The organism is Entomospira culicis (assembly GCF_028748145.1).
Classification (GTDB): domain Bacteria; phylum Spirochaetota; class Spirochaetia; order WRBN01; family WRBN01; genus Entomospira; species Entomospira culicis.
Genome location: NZ_CP118181.1, coordinates 491207 through 507927, shown reverse-complemented (window position 1 = coordinate 507927; position 16721 = coordinate 491207). Strand labels below are relative to the sequence as shown.

At 47.9% G+C, this 16721-nt stretch carries 17 protein-coding genes; 4 read left to right on the top strand and 13 right to left on the bottom strand.

Annotated elements, in window-relative coordinates; genetic code table 11:
* Window positions 1–88: 88 nt before the first annotated feature.
* The 7 genes from PVA46_RS02395 to PVA46_RS02365 all read right to left on the bottom strand — a co-directional run bounded on the left by PVA46_RS02395 (window position 89) and on the right by PVA46_RS02365 (window position 3641).
* Window positions 89–379, bottom strand: a complete 291-nt coding sequence (locus tag PVA46_RS02395) for a cell division protein ZapA (RefSeq protein WP_167695167.1) — start codon at window positions 377–379, stop codon at window positions 89–91.
* 6 nt (window positions 380–385) lie between these two features.
* Complete coding sequence (locus PVA46_RS02390; protein ID WP_167695166.1) at window positions 386–727, bottom strand: hypothetical protein; 342 nt, start codon at window positions 725–727, stop codon at window positions 386–388.
* A 60-nt stretch (window positions 728–787) separates the two neighbouring features.
* Window positions 788–1144, bottom strand: a complete 357-nt coding sequence (gene rplT / locus PVA46_RS02385) for a 50S ribosomal protein L20 (protein ID WP_167695165.1) — start codon at window positions 1142–1144, stop codon at window positions 788–790.
* A gap of 23 nt (window positions 1145–1167) precedes the next feature.
* Window positions 1168–1383 carry a 50S ribosomal protein L35 gene (rpmI, locus tag PVA46_RS02380; protein WP_167695164.1) on the bottom strand — a complete coding sequence of 72 codons (216 nt, stop codon included), beginning with the start codon at window positions 1381–1383 and terminating at the stop codon, window positions 1168–1170.
* A gap of 33 nt (window positions 1384–1416) precedes the next feature.
* Entirely contained in the window at window positions 1417–1920 is a 504-nt protein-coding gene (gene infC, locus PVA46_RS02375; RefSeq protein WP_167696264.1) for a translation initiation factor IF-3, read from the bottom strand.
* A 158-nt stretch (window positions 1921–2078) separates the two neighbouring features.
* Window positions 2079–3050: a hypothetical protein gene (locus tag PVA46_RS02370; RefSeq protein WP_167695163.1), complete on the bottom strand. Its 972-nt coding sequence runs from the start codon at window positions 3048–3050 to the stop codon at window positions 2079–2081.
* Window positions 3051–3059: 9 nt separating this feature from the next.
* The gene (locus tag PVA46_RS02365; RefSeq protein ID WP_167695162.1) at window positions 3060–3641 is read right to left on the bottom strand and encodes a TP0733 family outer membrane beta-barrel protein; all 582 of its coding nucleotides are present in this window, start codon (window positions 3639–3641) and stop codon (window positions 3060–3062) included.
* 228 nt (window positions 3642–3869) lie between these two features.
* Between PVA46_RS02365 and PVA46_RS02360 the strand changes: the two genes are divergently transcribed.
* The 4 genes from PVA46_RS02360 to PVA46_RS02345 all read left to right on the top strand — a co-directional run bounded on the left by PVA46_RS02360 (window position 3870) and on the right by PVA46_RS02345 (window position 10314).
* Window positions 3870–4289 (top strand): ribosome maturation factor RimP, encoded by a 420-nt coding sequence (locus PVA46_RS02360; protein WP_167695161.1) that lies wholly within the window; start codon window positions 3870–3872, stop codon window positions 4287–4289.
* A 15-nt stretch (window positions 4290–4304) separates the two neighbouring features.
* Entirely contained in the window at window positions 4305–5741 is a 1437-nt protein-coding gene (gene nusA, locus PVA46_RS02355) for a transcription termination factor NusA (protein ID WP_167695160.1), read from the top strand.
* A gap of 90 nt (window positions 5742–5831) precedes the next feature.
* Window positions 5832–8489, top strand: coding sequence for a translation initiation factor IF-2 (gene infB, locus PVA46_RS02350; protein ID WP_167695159.1), 2658 nt, complete (start codon window positions 5832–5834; stop codon window positions 8487–8489).
* Window positions 8490–8568: 79 nt separating this feature from the next.
* On the top strand, window positions 8569–10314 hold the full coding sequence (locus PVA46_RS02345; protein ID WP_167695158.1) for a phospho-sugar mutase: 1746 nt from the start codon (window positions 8569–8571) through the stop codon (window positions 10312–10314).
* On the opposite strand, the gene PVA46_RS02340 is transcribed toward PVA46_RS02345, so the two are convergent.
* From PVA46_RS02340 to PVA46_RS02315, 6 genes are read right to left on the bottom strand one after another with little or no spacing between them, the layout of a single operon-like run.
* Window positions 10315–11556 carry an ABC transporter permease gene (locus PVA46_RS02340; protein ID WP_167695157.1) on the bottom strand — a complete coding sequence of 414 codons (1242 nt, stop codon included), beginning with the start codon at window positions 11554–11556 and terminating at the stop codon, window positions 10315–10317.
* A complete protein-coding gene (locus PVA46_RS02335; RefSeq protein ID WP_274360311.1) occupies window positions 11543–12247 on the bottom strand; it encodes a hypothetical protein in 705 nt (234 codons plus the stop codon). The genes PVA46_RS02340 and PVA46_RS02335 overlap by 14 nt, the downstream gene beginning before the upstream one ends.
* 10 nt (window positions 12248–12257) lie before the next feature.
* A complete protein-coding gene (ftsY, locus tag PVA46_RS02330; RefSeq protein ID WP_167695155.1) occupies window positions 12258–13118 on the bottom strand; it encodes a signal recognition particle-docking protein FtsY in 861 nt (286 codons plus the stop codon).
* 38 nt (window positions 13119–13156) lie between these two features.
* Window positions 13157–14050, bottom strand: coding sequence for an FAD binding domain-containing protein (locus PVA46_RS02325; protein ID WP_167695154.1), 894 nt, complete (start codon window positions 14048–14050; stop codon window positions 13157–13159).
* Window positions 14037–14501: a (2Fe-2S)-binding protein gene (locus PVA46_RS02320; RefSeq protein WP_167695153.1), complete on the bottom strand. Its 465-nt coding sequence runs from the start codon at window positions 14499–14501 to the stop codon at window positions 14037–14039. Before PVA46_RS02320 ends, PVA46_RS02325 begins: the two co-directional genes overlap by 14 nt.
* On the bottom strand, window positions 14501–16678 hold the full coding sequence (locus tag PVA46_RS02315) for a molybdopterin cofactor-binding domain-containing protein (RefSeq protein WP_167695152.1): 2178 nt from the start codon (window positions 16676–16678) through the stop codon (window positions 14501–14503). Before PVA46_RS02315 ends, PVA46_RS02320 begins: the two co-directional genes overlap by 1 nt.
* Between the last annotated feature and the right edge of the window lie 43 nt (window positions 16679–16721).

The window sequence follows — 16721 nt, the reverse complement described above, 5'->3', positions numbered from 1 at the left end:
GTTTTCTCCATTTTAATCTGAAAAACCCTTAGGATATTTTTGTGCAAGTGAATATACTCCCCTGTCGCACGCCACAGGAACAACAATTTTACTTTAAAATACGATCCATTAACTTTGACATACGCAAAATTTTATCCTGAATCATCCGTTCCTCTCTACTATCAACGGAGAGATCCTCTTTTTTATGGAGCTGATCAGACAAAAAAAATCCAGCCATGATTGCTACCGAAATAGGATCTTGAATGCCCAAATTTTCTTGTACATCAACCGTAGCATCCAACAACGATTTTTCTAACTTACGCAGATAGTCGATATCCTCCGTCGTTTTAACCGTAAGACTCACCCCAAGTAAGTGAATCGTGTAGAGATGAACATCCATTCACAACTAATGATGGTGAGACTCACCAGAGGATTGCTCATCATTTTGAGGAGTAATGTAAGGGGTAGGCTCGTCTTTGAGCTCCACATTATCCTCATACGACCGACTAGCCTCATCGAGCAACCCGATAGCATCCATGATGCCCTTTTCCACCATCAACTGTGCACCTTCTAAAGCTCCAGCCTTAGAAGTAACTGCCTCATAGCGCTCACGTAAGACATTGAAGTCAGACTCAAGTTGCTTTTTCTCTAAACGAATGCGCTCGTTTTCACTACGCAACTCCTCGACAATCGCGACAACTTGTTGAACTTTTGCCTCCAGTTGCTCTACTTGTTCTAATGTTACCATAACTCTCTTCTCCCCAAAGGTGCACATGTTTTGTTAGGCAAGTACACCCTATTTTGGATTTTAGGCTAGTGCCTTTTTTGCCTCAACCACAAGTGATTCAAATGCTTTTGCATCTTCAATCAAGAGGTTGGATAAGGCTTTGCGATTAAGTTGGATATTAGCCTTTTTCAAGCCATCCATAAAGCGTGAGTAGCTCATATCTTGCGAGCGTGCACCAGCAGAGATACGGGCGATCCATAAGGAGCGGAAGTCTCTCTTTTTTGCACGACGATCGCGATAAGCATAGATCCCAGACTTCATGAGCTGAGTTTTTGCTACACGGTGCAACTTGCTACGTGTACCCCAGTAGCCCTTGGCCTGCTTTAAAATTTTATTTCTTCGATTCTTACGACGAGTTCCATCGACTGCTCTTGGCATTTTGCTCTCTCCTACAATGCGTTTTAGTAAGGCATCATCACCTTAATTTTCTTCATGATATTTCCAGACATGACTGTCTTCTGGCGCAATTTTCTCTTACGAGAAGAAGGCTTTTTCGTAAGAATGTGACGCATTCCCTGTGGTCTAAACTTGACCTTTTTTCCACTGCCGGTAACGCTATAACGACTGGCTGCAGCCTTACGGCTCTTAACCTTATGCTTTTTGACTTTACTTGCCATGATTAACCTCTTCTATTCTTTTATAAAAATGATCTACTTTTTCCCCGATTTAGGAGCCAAGGACATTGACATATAGCGACCCTCCATGAGGGGAGGCTTTTCAACGATACAGATATCCTCTCCTAAATGATGCAACACTTCTTGTAGCACATCAGCGCCACGTTCGGTGTGAGCAAATTCGCGACCTCTAAAGCGCACCGAGACCTTAACCTTGTCGCCTTCGCCCAAAAATTGACGAATATGCTTGATCTTAAACTCCATGTCATGCGTATCAATTTTAGGTTGCATACGCACTTCTTTGAGTCTGGTCTGCTTCTGATTTTTTTTTGCTTCACGTTGTTTTTTGTCTTGCTCAAAACAATACTTGCCATAATTTAGAATACGGCAGACCGGCGGCACAGCCTTAGGGGCAATCTCCACTAAATCTAATTCTAAATCCATCGCCTTTTGCAAAGCCCACTTTGTATCAACGACGCCGGCCTGTTCACCATTTTCGTCGATTAATCGAATCGTAGCAACACGAATTTGTTCGTTCATGCGCACATCTTTAGCAGCCAAACTTCCTCCTCTAGACTCTTAAACCAAATCTCTCTGTCTATAATCATTCTCATTAGTGAGAACTTAAGTGCCTTCATAATATAGCATTTTTTTCTATTTAAGTAAAGTACCCCTCATGCAAAGTCGAAAAAAATCTTTTACTCCCAAATCCACACGCCATCAGCACCACTTTGCGTCCATAAACCGCGATCGGTGGTGAGGGCGAATAGGATGCCATTTTTATAGAAAAAGCGCTCAATGTAGGTTGTATTAAGTTCGCTAGCTAGATAAACGTTGCCATCCGTAACACTAGTGATGGGATTTCGAGAGAGATAGCGTCCATCAACATCTTGAAAAATCTCGCGATAGCCACCAACGACAACCCCCGCAAGGGCGATCGTCGGAGGGCTTCCGTCTGTAGCGGTAGTGTTAAACGCGGTGGTATTGGAGATAACCGAAGCTCCGGTAACCCCTTCTGCTAGGATAGAGCCAAACGCTGCGCCTGAGATCTCGCCCACACGTGTATTAGCCACCAACCAAACGCCATCGGTACCACGCGGATCACGAAATTGATCAGGGTTAACAGCGGTACCCGTTGAACCGACGGTAAAGACGCCTGTTGTGCTGATTACATAGGTCGTGCCGATGACTCCCACATAGCGCCCGACATACCGATGACCGTTGACAAAAAAGATATCCATAGGATTATTTGTCGTCTCATCTCGCCCGTAGGTGATGGTAAGTGCAGGACTTACTGTTTTGTCAAAAAAAGCACGCTCAGCAGAGGCATCAAGCACCGTACCTAAGTTCATACTAGAAAAATCGTAGGTATAGATACCTTCAGTAAAAGAAATTCGCCCACCCTCTACGTCGATAGAGTGCGCCCACTGTGGTAGCTCATAACGCTCCCAGTCTACCGAGCCAATGGCGCGTCGGTAGAGAATACCACCAGCAAGGGCGTAGAGATAACTGCCATCCGTATCTACATCGAAGATACGTGCGCTCTTATTTAAATTATTCTGTGGGGTACGCCCTTCTACCACCTGTGTCCAGAAGATAGGATCTTGACACGAGCCCATCATGAGCGCGACGATCGTAAGCAAGCCTATGCGTCGTATAATATGTTTCATTCTTCTCTCCTATAGCCTGTAGCGCCCTGCGATCATCACCTCAACAAAGGTACCTACCCGACTCTTAGGTAGATCATCCCAAACCACTTGAGGAACAATCCAGAAGGTAGTGTCGATGCCAATAGACCAAGAGCGTGTGATATTAAAGAAGACACCCGCGTGCGGACGCACTAAAAAATTGATCGCAAAGAGCGTTCGATATTTATTAAAGAGTAATCCTACATCCACACCCACAGGAAAATCGAAGCGAATGGTGTGGAACTCCCAGCTGATACGCGTAACTACGGGCACTAAAAAGGAGTAATTTTTGCTAGAGTTGGTGATACTGCCAAACGAAGCACTGCCACCAATCTTTAAATTATTCGATAAGTAGTAATCAAAGCCCAGCCCAATCGAAAAACCTGTCTTCATACTAGACATGGTAAAGTCTGAAAAGTTAAACGCATGGACGTAGAGCGGAAAGAGTGCCCCCACCCCCACACGAATTTGCACATCACCCTTTTCGTAAACCTCATCACTTGCGCCACTTTGTGCCCAGAGATTGCCTACCGAAAGACTACATATAAATAAAACGAAGACCAATTTTCGCACAATTTACCTCACTACACTGATGCAAAGTATACCCCTTTTCCCCAACAAGATCAAGAGACCCCCAAAGCATTTATCCCGAGAATTCGTAAAAAAGGTGCGCACCCCTTGACTATTTTTAGCTTTTTATCTATAATCTAGTTGGTTAAATGGTTTTATGTTTACACATAATACAGCTTACAATCTTCATTGTAAAGCTTTTTTTTTATTCCAATATGCGAGGTACCTTCCATGCTCAACCTAGAAGACGTGATCACCACTCTCACCCAAGAGCTCCACTACCATGTGGTAGAGCTCACCATTAGCCCCAGCCGTGGCGGTAAACGCGCAACACTTTATATTTATAAAGAAGGCGGAGTGGGCTTAGATGATTGCTCCACTGTTGCCTCCAGCATCAACCTCCAACTCGAAGCCCTCCACCCCGACCTCGCCCTCGATCTCCAAGTCTCCACCCCCGGTATCGACCGTCAATTTAAAGCCAACCACGAGTACACCATCTTTATGCACCATCAAATTGAAGGTACTAAAAAAGATTCTACTCAATTTTCCGGAGAAATTACCGATGTTAAAGAGGATGGGTTCTACCTAGACCAATCCACCTTTATCGCCTTTGCCGACGTTTCTAAAGCGAAACTCAAAACCGACTTTTAATCTAAGGAGAAGATAATGCCTTCATTTATTGGAGATGCTGTACGTCAGCTACAAAGTGGACACGATATTTCAGAAGAGCTGGTAGTAAAAACCATCGAGGATACGCTCTTGGCTGCCTATAAGCGTCGCTTTCGCTCCTCGGAAAATGCCATGATCCAATTTTCTAAAGATCTGCAATATGTAACCCTCTACGCTCGCCGTGAAGTCGTGGAGGATGACGACTGGGACAACCCCTACACGCAGATCGAAATTAGCGAGGCAAAAAAGCATAATCAAGATGCCGAAGTCGGCGATGAAATCCTTATCGAGGTTGACCCAAAAGAGTTCGACCGTACCGATATTCAAGCAGGAAAACAGCGTAACCGTCAAGACTTTAAAGAGATCCAAAAGAATACTCTCTACAGCGAATTTAAAGATAAAGTCGGTGAGGTTGTTATCGGCTACTATCAGCGCCTCCACAAGGGCAATATCTATGTAAGCCTTGGTAAAACCGAAGGCATTATCCCCAAACGCTACCAATCGCCTCGCGAGCATTACGAAATCGGCGATCGCATTAAAGTGATGATTTGGGAGGTCAAGAAGAGTACTACAGGTCTCTCTATCGTCCTCACCCGCACCCATGCCGAATTTGTCAAGCGCATTCTTGAGATAGAGATTCCAGAACTTAATGACGAGACCGTTCATATCCACAAAATTGTACGCGAACCCGGCTATCGCACCAAGTTGGCCGTCTTCTCTAGCCGTAGTGATATCGACCCCGTAGGTGCCTGTGTTGGTGCAAAAGGACAACGCATCCAAAGTGTTATCCGTGAGCTTGAAGGCGAGAAGATCGACGTGCTCTTATATGAAGATAATATCGCCGAATTCATCAAAAATGCCCTCTCTCCAGCCAAGGTTCAAGCTGTTTATATCCTCAACCAAGCCACGCGTAAGGCGCTTGCCATTGTGGGCGAGGATCAACTCAGCTTAGCCATCGGGAAAAATGGCCTCAATATCCGCCTAGCTAATAAGTTAGTCGACTGGAATATCGATGTCAAAACCGAGGCACAAGTCGCTGATATGGAGATCGATCTCCACGAAGCAAGCATGCCCGACGGTCTCTTTGACGATAGCTACGAAACCGATCTACGTATTGATGAACTGCCTGGTGTAAGCGAGCGCCTTGTTGCCCTCCTTAGCTCCAACGGCATCGAATTTGTCGACGGTCTGCAAACCCTCATCGATGGTCAAGGTCTTGAGTCTCTAGCTGGCATCACCGCCGAAGACATCACACGCATCCAAGAGATCCTAAATCTCCACTCCGAAATCGAAGAGCACCACCATCAGCAACAAGAGATCGAAGAAGAGACCTACGAGTGCCCCGAATGTGGATCGCCTATCACCGTGGAGATGCATGAATGCCCCAATTGTGGCGTTGGTTTGAGTTTTGAGGTAGAAGAGCACGAGGAGTAGTAGACGTTCTTTGCAAAATGGTATAGAATAAGAGAGACCTCTCCCCTCTGGGTAAAAGGTCGACGTATAAGGAAGGGTTAAATAGTAAGCATGACAAGCGAAAGCGATAAGGACAAAAAAGAGGGCGCTCCTCTTATCAAAAAGGACAAAAAGATCAAAGAGCAACCAGCGGTCGCTCCTGAGAAGAAGGAAGAGCAAGCTCAAGTCAAGGATGTAAAGAAGAAACGCGTCGTCGTCGTCTCCAAAAAGAGTCGAGAAGAGGAGTCCAAACCTAAGCCATCCTCCCACCAAAAGAGCGAACAGAACGCTCCTACCCCTGCTTCGCCCCATGTGCAGAGCTTGGACACCCCACGTACCCACAAGCGTGCTGGTAATCTGGCAGGTAACGCCTCTAGCAATACGACGCGATCCTCCTCTTATGGATCTTCTAGTAGCTACGGCTCACGCCCTACCAGTAGTGCTACCACCCAACGCTACGAGCAGACCTCTAGTTATGCGGGACGCCCCACTAGTAGCTATGCTAATCGTTACAACTCCTCACCCAATGGCGAACGTCCCCCCCGCCCAAACTACCCACAAGGGGATCGTCCCGCTGGGAGTCGCCCACCCTACGATCGCGATCGCGCTAATCAGGGTGGAGGCAGACCCCCCTACGGATCCTCGCCCAATGGTCGCACGGGAGGTGCCCAATCTGGTCGCCCCTATAGTGGTGGCAGTGCCGGTGGTGGTCGTCCGCCCTATGGCTCTTCCCCATACAATAATAATCGCCCCAACAGTGGCGGATCCACCTACAATCGATCAGGACCAGCACGCGCAGGCGGAGCTAAGCCGGCGGCAACCGAGACCATCGACACAAGCCGTAGCGCAGGAGCTGCTCGCTGGGCTGCCTCCAAAGGAAAGAAGAGCTATCAATCCAAAAGTCAAAGCGACAGCGAAAAATTCTTTCAACAGAAACGCAAAGCGCTCAACAACACCAAGGTTGTGCCCAGCTCTATCGACATTATGGAGAGCATTACCGTCGCCGATCTCGCGCGTAAAATGAACCTCAAGGCCAGTGAACTCATCGCCAAATTGATGGGTATGGGCGTAATGGTTACCATTAACGGACAAATTGACAGCGACACCGCCACCATCCTTGCCGATGAGTACAACTGCACGGTCAATGTCGTATCCCTTTACGATGAAACCGTCATTGAAACCGTAGCTGATCGCCCCGAAGATCTCTTACCACGCACCCCCATTGTTACCATTATGGGACACGTTGACCATGGTAAAACCAAAACCCTCGATGCGATTCGTAGCGCTGATGTTGTCTCCAAAGAGGCCGGAGGTATTACCCAACATATTGGTGCCTATCAAGTTACCCTTCCTAACGGTCAACAAATTACCTTCCTAGACACCCCCGGACACGAAGCCTTTAGCGCCATGCGTGAGCGCGGTGCTTCGGTTACTGATATTGTCGTCTTGGTTGTTTCGGGTACAGAAGGCGTTATGCCACAAACCAGAGAGGCCATCCGTCAAGCCCAAGAGGCCAAAGCGCCGATCATTGTTGCGGTCAATAAAATGGATCTTCAAGATGCCAGCATGGAGAAAATTCAACAACAACTTGCTGAATTCGAACTGACTCCAGAGAGTTGGGGCGGAAGCACCATCTTTGTCCCGATCTCTGCGCTCACCGGCATGGGTATTGACCTATTATTGGAGTCGATTCTCCTCCAAGCCGAGGTGATGGAGCTTAAGACCAACCCCCACTGTGCAGCCGAAGGACACGTCATCGAGGCACGTATCGATCCTGGGAGAGGAATTGCAGCAACAGTTCTCCTTAGTCGAGGTACGCTTAATGTGGGTGATGCCTTTGTTGCCGGTATTTATCACGGTAAGATTCGTGCCATGTACAACGATAAGGGTCAACGCATTAAGAGTGCAACCCCTGCCCAACCCGTGGAGATAACGGGATTCTCCGAAGGCACGCCCAAAGCAGGCGATCCCTTTCAGGTTACCAAAGATGAGGCGTTTGCTCGTCAAATTGCCAGCAAACGCCAAGAGCTCCACAAGATGGAAGGCGCGAAAAACATCAAAAAGGTCTCCTTGGCAAACTTTATGGAGAGCATCTCCGAACTCGATCAAAAAGAGTTACGCCTTATCATCAAGGGCGACGTGCAAGGGTCGGTTGAGGCACTCAAGCAATCGCTGGAGAAACTCTCCACCCAAGAGATCCGCCTCACCGTATTGAGCGCGGCAGCAGGTGCAATTGTTGAACAAGATGTCAAGAGCGCCGCCACCTCCGACGCGATCATTATTGGTTTCCACGTTCGCCCCACGCCCAAAGCACAGCTCCTTGCCGATCAAGAGAAGGTGGAAATTCGCAAGTACAACCTCATTTACGAGGTGATTGAGGATATTACCCTTGCCATCGAAGGTCTACTCTCTCCCGAGCTACGTGAGCAAGTTACCGGTCAAGCTGAAATCCGCAAGGTCTTCTCTAGTTCTAAGGTCGGTAATATAGCAGGATGTATGGTGCTTAGTGGTGTGATTACTCGCAAGAGTCGTATCCATGTCATTCGCGATAGCGTGGTGGTTGGCGACTGTACTATCGCTGGTCTTAAACGTGAAAAAGATGATGTTAAAGAGGTTAAAGAGGGCTTTGAGTGTGGTGTTACCCTCCAAGGCTACTCCGATGTTCGTCTGGGTGATATCCTTGAGGCCTATGAAATTACCGAAATTAAACGCCGACTTGCTTCTAAATAACTCCTTCTCTATAAATTTCTATCATAAAAAGCGACATATTTTTGTCGCTTTTTTTTGCTTTCCATAGTATACTATTATCATGATGAGTACAGACCTAGAGAAAAGAGTTCAATTTTATGTAGAACATGAGCATGATCCGCACTTTTTAGCATTGGCAAAAAAGCTTCAACAAGAGAATAAACCCGCTCAATTAGAGGAGCTATTTGCCGGTTCCATTCAATTTGGTACGGGCGGATTACGTGGCATCATGCAACCGGGATTTACCACGATAAATCCGCTCACGATTCACTTAGTTAGCCTTGGCATTGGGCAATACGTAACCTCGCTAAACCACAACCCACCACGTGTCGTTGTTAGCTACGACACACGGCTCTATAGCCGCGAATTCGCTATCACCGCCGCCCAAACCTTCGCTACCCTCGGCATGCATGTGGAGATTTTCGCCCAACCCACGCCCGTTCCCCTCCTTAGTTATGCTATCCGTACGTTAAAGGCAGACTTTGGCGTGATGATTACCGCAAGCCACAATCCCAAAGAGTACAACGGCTATAAGGTTTACTGGAATGGCGGTGAGCAAGTTGTTTCTCCCCACGACAAGGCGATGGAAATGGCCATTCAAAAAGCTCAACCACGCGCTCTTTTAAGCGAAACCGAGGCGCAAGAGACGGGACTTTGGCACTGGTTAGACACAGAAATTCTCCATCAATATCAAACTGCCATCGCCGAGCAACCGATTATTCTTGCTGTGAACGCATTGCTCAAGACTCCGATAACCAATCGCATTTGTTATAGTCCCTTACATGGATCGGGGCGTGAACCGGTGCGTTATCTCTTGGAGCAGGCAGGGTTTAACGTCGTCATGCCCCAAGCGCAAATGCAGTATGATGGTAATTTCCCCTCGGTAAAGACACCCAATCCCGAAGACGCGGAAAATTTACAAATGGCGATTACACTGGCTAAAGAGCAAGATGCCTCTCTGGTCTTAGCTACCGACCCTGATGCCGATCGCTTGGGCGTAGCAGTTCGCCATCAAGGGCAATTTATTACCCTCACGGGAAATCAAATTGGTGTCTTGGCGCTACACTTTATCATCGATATCGAGAAAAAAGCAAATACATTACCGAAAAATGCGCTCTTCATTAATACTGTGGTTACCTCGCCCCTCCAAAATAAGATTGCCAAAGCCCATCATGTTACCGAAAAGCGCGTACTTACTGGCTTTAAACATATCGCCGAGGTTATCGCCCAAAGCGAAGCCAAACAATCCCACACCTATCTTTTTGGTTGTGAAGAGAGCTATGGTTACTTAATTCATCCCTTAGCCCGCGACAAAGATGCCGTCTCGATGGCGCTCCTTGTTGCCCTGATGCAAGAGTATTATACCCAGCAGGGACAGACCCTTATCGACACCCTCGAGCAACTTTATCTGACCTATGGTTACCATCGGGATCAGCAATTAAGCTATACATTTAAGGGATTGTCGGGAGTAAAAGCGATGCAACAGATGATGGATGCCATCGCAGAGCATAGTCCCGTCTGGTCGCAAGAGAGCCCACTCAAAGCGATCTACAACTATCGTACCCAGAAAGTCTATCATCCCGATGGTACGGAAATTCCTCGTAAAGAGACGCTACCCAAAACCAATCTTCTCCAATTTGAGCTTGAAGATGAGACGTTGATTAGCGCGCGTCCCAGTGGTACCGAGCCAAAAATCAAATTTTATATCAGTATTGTAGCGCGCGATAGCAGTACGGCAACCACCAAGGCAAGTGCAATCGTAAGCTCTATTGAGGCATTTATTCAGCCCTATCTTGCAACAACATAATTACAACTCTAACGGTCGTCGCGCAAAGGGCGCGCGGCCTGCTATCCACCCAGCAAAGGAGGTAATACCGATAGCACTCGTGCTAATAAAGAGAATATCACTCCAAAAAATCTCCACCGGAATCTTCTGTAAATAGAAGAGAGAGTTGTCAAACAGAAGGTAGACGTGCATGCCAAAGAGATTGAGGATCTGGTTGATTGCAAGACTTAGCCACTGAATCACCGTATCTAAATTCCACGCAAGGGCAATGCCAAAAAGAATCCCTAAGCTGGTGCCAAATAACCCGATAAAAAATCCTTGTAAAAGAAAGATGATACGTAACTCTCGACCCGAAAGACCTAGGGTACGCAAGATCATCGACTCGCGCTCTTTTTGTAGAATCATCCGCCGTCTACCTTGATAGATATTGATCGCCGTAACAATAAAAATGAGTTGCAACATGAGGCTCATCAAACTCTTCTCCAACTGAAGCGCGCCAAAAAATGCGCGATTATACTCCTGCCAGCTCTGCGCCTCATAACCTAACCCAGTCAGGTGCGACTCCAACTTCTTGATCTCTCGCATATCCTCTAATTTAATCGTGTAAAAAATCGAGCGATCCGATCCCAGTAACTCGCGCATATAATCTAAGTTAAGAATCGCCAAATTAGCATCAAAGGTGTAGTACCCACTGCTAAAGAGGCCACTCACCTCCAAAGTCAACGCATAAGGCTCTAGCGACCCCTCGGCAAGCACTAAAATCGTTACCAAGCTTCCCACATCTACGCGCAACTTCGTCGCAAGTTCACTGCCCAAAAGCACAAAACCCGCAGGTGGAAAGTAGCCACTTTTGATATTAAGTTGTGCACGCAAACCCGTATCTTCGCTCCATGTCGCCTCGGAGACGCCAACCAATTGCACCGCTTGATAGCCACTAATAAACGATCGCATCATCGTCGTCTCTTTCATGCGTGCAGAAAAATTACGTACCCGATGCCTCGCAAAAAGCTCCAAGATCGCCTCATCTTGCTGATTATCCAACAGGCGATGCGAGTAAATCTGCAGATGCCCACTCTCTACTTCTAAAATCGTACGGATATACCCTTGTTGTAAGCCATTCATCACCCCCAACACCGAGACCATCGCCAAGACACCGATCATCACCCCCAGCACCGCTAGAGCCACACCTGACGCGCGTGCACCACGTCCTTTAGGCCAAAAGTAGCGCCAAGCAATACTAGCTATCAATTTAGGGCGTGCCATCCATCACCTCCTCGGCAATAATTTTATCGTCGACAACAATACGCTTTACCACCGCCTCGCCTGCATGATAAAAGATCTCCTCATATCTATTCTTATTCGAAAAGCGACGCTCCCGCTCCAACACGCCGTACCGATAATAACGTAAGCCGATCAATACACCGTCCTGCCAAATTTCTTCCACCTGCTGAATCGCGCTACTATCTAAGAGAAAAGTGGGCGGATTTTTACGCGATTCTTGCGGTTGCTGGGGATCATTTTTATCAAAAAAAGAGAGACGTTGCCGCACACCTTGGGCTTGCCAACTCTGTGCCTTACGCCCAATAAGATAACTACGTTGGGCGCTCAATACCAGCCATAAGCGGTGATCCTGCCGATAAATCAGCGCCTCATCATAAATCGTACGTTGTGCTACATCCATCTGCACACGACGTACCACTCGCCCATCGGGTAAATAAAAGAGATACCAACGCGCCACTTCTTGCCCATCCAAATAATGCCAACGCTCTTCACGCAAGAGATTATCCACCTCTTGCGAGAACGCAATCATGATCGCATAACCCGTTGTAGGAATAGAGGTTACCTCAACACCGATTGGTTGAAAGAGCGCTGAAGCACGAAAAATCCGTTGTTGGGAATAGAGCGGAAAAAGAAAGAGAAACCAAGCCAAGCCAACCCTCAAGCAAAATGCCATGAGGTCGTCACTAAGTATCCATGGCGATAACGTCGCGCATAAATGCTTTCGCATCAAAGACCGACAGATCGTCTGGTCTCTCTCCCGTGCCCAAGAAGTAGATGGGAAGTTGTAAATCGCGCGCCATTGCTACCAACACACCACCCTTGGCGGTGCCGTCATACTTACTGGCAATTACTCCCGAAAGCCCCACGGCTTCATGAAAGACCTCGGCTTGGCGTAGACAATTTTGCCCGGTATTTACGTCGATAACTAAAATACGCCTATAATTCTCTTCGGGTACGCGCTGGCGAATAATCTTATCCATCTTACGCAACTCGTGTAAAAGCTCGCTCTTATTATGCATACGACCGGCGGTATCTACCAATAAAAGTCTATCTTGATGGGCAAGGGCTGCGGTTAACGCGTCATGCACCACAGAGGCAGAATCGGCTCCGCTATGGCTCTTAACCACGCGAAAGCCAAGCCGTTCGCCATGAATGCCCAATTGCTCACTGGCAGCAGCGCGAAAGGTATCACCGGCGGCGGCGCTGATATGTTTTACACCTGATTGCTGAAAATAGTGCGCGACTTTCGCAATCGTGGTGGTTTTGCCAACCCCATTAACCCCTAAAAAAAGCAAAACATTGAGCCCATCAGGAGTGAGAGTCAACTTCTCGGCAGTGATTAAAGGAGAGATACGTTCATCGACAATCTTCGTAAAGGTTTGGAGATCCTTCGCCTTTGCTTTGCGCAAGAGTTGGGTCAACTCACTTGCCAACTTAGGGCCTAAATCTGCCTCGATCAATTTATCTTCTAAATCCTCATAAAAGTCGGTACTTAATGCCGAACGTGTGAAAAAGTCTCGTATCTTACTACCCAATCCCGCCATGTCTTTTATAATAACATAAAGAAGAATAAAATGCAAGGCTAGCCTTGGGGGAAAGTGGAATTTCTTCCCTGTAAAAAGTCGATAACAACCTCCTCGATGACGTGGCGCATGTAGTCGGAGAAGCTCTCTTCGTCGGTGGTGAGGCTCTCTTGCAAGAGCTCAAGAAAATAGTCACGATCTTTGGGCGAAAGCGGATAGCGCCGACCAATTGCTTGTGTATTTAGATTATAATCATAAAATAGGTGTTGCCCATGCGTTAAGATAATCAGATGAAATCCTAACACCATTGCTTTTTCCACGCGTGCAACCATGGCAATGATGAGGGTACGTTGGTCGCTGGTGAAGGGACGCTGAATTTTACGATACTGCCAATGCGTCCAATGCGTGATAGGCAAGCGTATCGCGGTGATGACCTCTGCGCTAGCAATGTCGAGAAAACCCTCCCGCACCAAACGTAGGAGTGCCTCTTTACGGATCTTGCCACGTCCACCTCGATGCGTAAAATCCCGAATCTCCACCTTGGCCTCCAAGAGCGCCAATACCACAAAGAGATCGCTACGATAATTGGGTAAGGCAATCGATCCGGCGATGGTCATTTGATTGCGTAAAGCAACCGTTGCTATCTCTTTGATTGTCTGACTCAAAATTGGAGGCAAATACTCACCCGCTTGCTCCAGAAAGTGTTGTAAGGTAACGCTCGCGCCTACCTCCAAAAAGTGATCGTTGCGCGTAAGACGGGTAAGCTCTGCGACTTTGTGTAAGAGAACAATCTCGGCAGGTAGGCTGAAGAGTTCGCTATCTTGATTGACACGTACATGCACCCCACCCCCCATCAACAAGGCTCTAGGTCGTCGATGAATGATTTGCGCCAACTGTGAAAGCGACAGTGGCTCAAGAATTTCGGGGGCGATATATCTGTTACCCTGCATCATGCACCTTCAAGCGATAAGCTAACCGAAAGATCCGCGCCACGTCATGCTGGCTAACACACGTGCACTGCACCATGGAAGCGCAAGCGGTCATCTCTACTGGCGCATCATCTCTTTCTAAGAGATAGACAAGGCTTAGCAAGCGCGCATCCCGACAACCCTCGCAAAAAAAGAGCCGTTGCATCGCCTGTGCCCATAAAAAATAACGCATTATCCTACGCTCCTGCCAATATTTAGCGCTATGAATCTGGGTACTACGCACCTCAAAAGCCATGAGAAGACAACTATGCATTAATCGATCGTCCATAAAAATCAAACAACGCCCACACGATCCATCCCGACAACCGCGTGCACCTTGCTGATGTCCCAAATCGCGTAACAGCGCGCTCAAGCGCAAGTGAGGCGGAACCTTCACCGTAATGGGTGCGTCATTTAACGAAAAAGAGATCTCCATCACTGCTCCTCTACTTTTTCTGCTAGGCGTCGGCGCTGCTGCAGCTCTAGCATCATATCTAACCATTGATACTGTACGAAAATCGACTCATTCTGTAGCGACAAATGGCTGATCGAGCGCTGAAGCGCCTGACTAATCGCCAGTAAGTGCGCTACGGGTAAGATGCTCTGCACCAAACCACTCAAGCCTCGACTCTTGCTGTGAATATTCTGTCGTTTCTCTAAAAATTCTATCTGTAAACGTTGCGGATAAAGCGTCGTGGTTACCAGCGAAGCATTGGCATAATCGCGTTGCTCTCCCCCATGCTCCTTACGAACACTCAACTGTTTGAGCGTCTGCTCTACCTCCAGGGCTACCTGATTTCGCGCCTGTTCAGGCAATAAGATCTTCCCAGCATCTACCACTAGGTAGATGGCACGGGTATAGACATTCATCGTCTTGCTGTCGACCTCCACCTCGCTGACCACCGCCGCCCGACTCACACGCTCACTCAAGTCGCCCTCAAAGTGGCGATCCTTCCACTTGCGATATCGCTTATCCACCAAAGCCACCGAGATCGGTAATCCCTCACGAAATCGACGCTTTTGGATCTCCTCACAGGCATCTTGAAGCATCGCCGTAACCATATGGACATTACCTCCCAACATTCCAGCCACATCTTCATCACAAGGAGATTCCTTCTTATCCGAAGAGAGGCTACGCATCGGCATAAATTCCACTAATTGCCGATCAATCTGAAGCATACGGCTGACGAGACCTCGCCAATAAGTCAACAAAGAGGCACGCTGGCCACCCACATTGAGGCGAATCTCTACACAGTGAGCAGGCGTTAGTGTCATCTCCATACGAATGGGAGCGTAAAGATGGCGCAAAAATCCCGATGGCAACTCCGCCAGCGCCAGCCCAATCCCCCGATAGTGTTGAAGATGTTCGCTAGATTGCACCGCCTCGCGCGCCGAGGCCTCGCGCTGATAGGCATCGTACTTACGCGGGTAGCCCGAAATCGCATAAAGACGCTTAATCAATGCGATATAAGAAGTATCGTGACGCCACTCGTGATCGAAAAGATCGATATCGCCTTTACCATAGAGAAAGTGTGTCCACTCACGAATGGTGCGATGGCTTGGACGTTGATAGATTGTCGCTAATGCATGTTCTAATGCATAATTGATCGCGCTCACGCCAAAAGTAGCATCAGGTAGAGCTGGCTCTTGCGCACTCTGACGTGCCTTGATCTCCACCCCTAGCGCCGCCTTACGGTAACGCACCCCCAAAGCCCAAATCATCCGATCGATCACCTCATCCAATCCGATAGCATACGCGCCTGCATCAAAAATCGCACGACAGCGTACCGCCAAAAGCGCCTGCTCACTATCAAGGGCTAACTCCAACTCTAATTGCAGATCCCCCCCCACGTTGCTACTAAAGAACGGGCGACTACCTGCCCAAATTAAACGTGTCGATTTGCCCGTATGCAATAACGCCCAAACCACATAGCAAGCTCCGAGGTGCACATGCAGATCAAACCCATCCTCTTGGGCAGTGCGAGGTAATTGCCGAATCTCTAACTCTTCGCAAGATAAGTCGAAGAGACGCATCAGCGCAATACGGATGCGATTGCTCCAAATCGAAGCCAAATAGACAATCACCTTGCCATCCTCATAACCAGCAAAGACCCCCAGCTCATTCTCTAGCTCGAGATTTCGCCGATCGACATGATACTTCTGGCTAAAGGTCTGATGCGCAGTACTAAAAATATACTCTAAGTCGAACCCCTTCTTCACATTTCGCTGGACAAAAAAGTGATCGGACTGCGAAGTGGGAACAACTTTTTTGCGCAAAAAAGGCGACAATTGCAATGAGGCGCTCGTGGAGTGCGCAGGGTAGTGAATCGCCAGCTTCTCACGCGCAACATGCGCTTGCCAGAGGGTAGGGGCTAAAAGCAAGGCGATCGGTTGTCCTACATAAGCAACCTCCCCATGCGCAAGTAAGGGGATGCGACTTTGACCGATCTTTGTTTGCTGTTGCTCTGGCTCAAGCATCGAGGCAACCAAATACTCCCCTGCCTCCAAAGAACTCTCCAAGCGAAATTCGCCAACACGATAAGAAGTTACTGGCATCACCACCTGCTGTGCCTTGTGCATCACTGCTGTAGAATAAACAAGCTCCTGCCCCATGATGCCACGCCCTCCTTTCCTTACCTAACACTGCGCTCTCTCT

Coding starts and splice junctions, on each gene's coding strand:
- nusA (WP_167695160.1), top strand. CDS start 4,305: ATGCCTTCATTTATTGGAGATGCTGTACGTCAGCTACAAAGTGGACAC.
- PVA46_RS02340 (WP_167695157.1), bottom strand. CDS start 11,556: ATGGCACGCCCTAAATTGATAGCTAGTATTGCTTGGCGCTACTTTTGG.
- PVA46_RS02325 (WP_167695154.1), bottom strand. CDS start 14,050: ATGATGCAGGGTAACAGATATATCGCCCCCGAAATTCTTGAGCCACTG.
- PVA46_RS02370 (WP_167695163.1), bottom strand. CDS start 3,050: ATGAAACATATTATACGACGCATAGGCTTGCTTACGATCGTCGCGCTC.
- rplT (WP_167695165.1), bottom strand. CDS start 1,144: ATGCCAAGAGCAGTCGATGGAACTCGTCGTAAGAATCGAAGAAATAAA.
- PVA46_RS02335 (WP_274360311.1), bottom strand. CDS start 12,247: ATGGCATTTTGCTTGAGGGTTGGCTTGGCTTGGTTTCTCTTTCTTTTT.
- rpmI (WP_167695164.1), bottom strand. CDS start 1,383: ATGGCAAGTAAAGTCAAAAAGCATAAGGTTAAGAGCCGTAAGGCTGCA.
- infC (WP_167696264.1), bottom strand. CDS start 1,920: ATGAACGAACAAATTCGTGTTGCTACGATTCGATTAATCGACGAAAAT.
- PVA46_RS02360 (WP_167695161.1), top strand. CDS start 3,870: ATGCTCAACCTAGAAGACGTGATCACCACTCTCACCCAAGAGCTCCAC.
- infB (WP_167695159.1), top strand. CDS start 5,832: ATGACAAGCGAAAGCGATAAGGACAAAAAAGAGGGCGCTCCTCTTATC.
- PVA46_RS02345 (WP_167695158.1), top strand. CDS start 8,569: ATGATGAGTACAGACCTAGAGAAAAGAGTTCAATTTTATGTAGAACAT.
- PVA46_RS02320 (WP_167695153.1), bottom strand. CDS start 14,501: ATGGAGATCTCTTTTTCGTTAAATGACGCACCCATTACGGTGAAGGTT.
- PVA46_RS02390 (WP_167695166.1), bottom strand. CDS start 727: ATGGTAACATTAGAACAAGTAGAGCAACTGGAGGCAAAAGTTCAACAA.
- ftsY (WP_167695155.1), bottom strand. CDS start 13,118: ATGGCGGGATTGGGTAGTAAGATACGAGACTTTTTCACACGTTCGGCA.
- PVA46_RS02315 (WP_167695152.1), bottom strand. CDS start 16,678: ATGGGGCAGGAGCTTGTTTATTCTACAGCAGTGATGCACAAGGCACAG.
- PVA46_RS02395 (WP_167695167.1), bottom strand. CDS start 379: ATGGATGTTCATCTCTACACGATTCACTTACTTGGGGTGAGTCTTACG.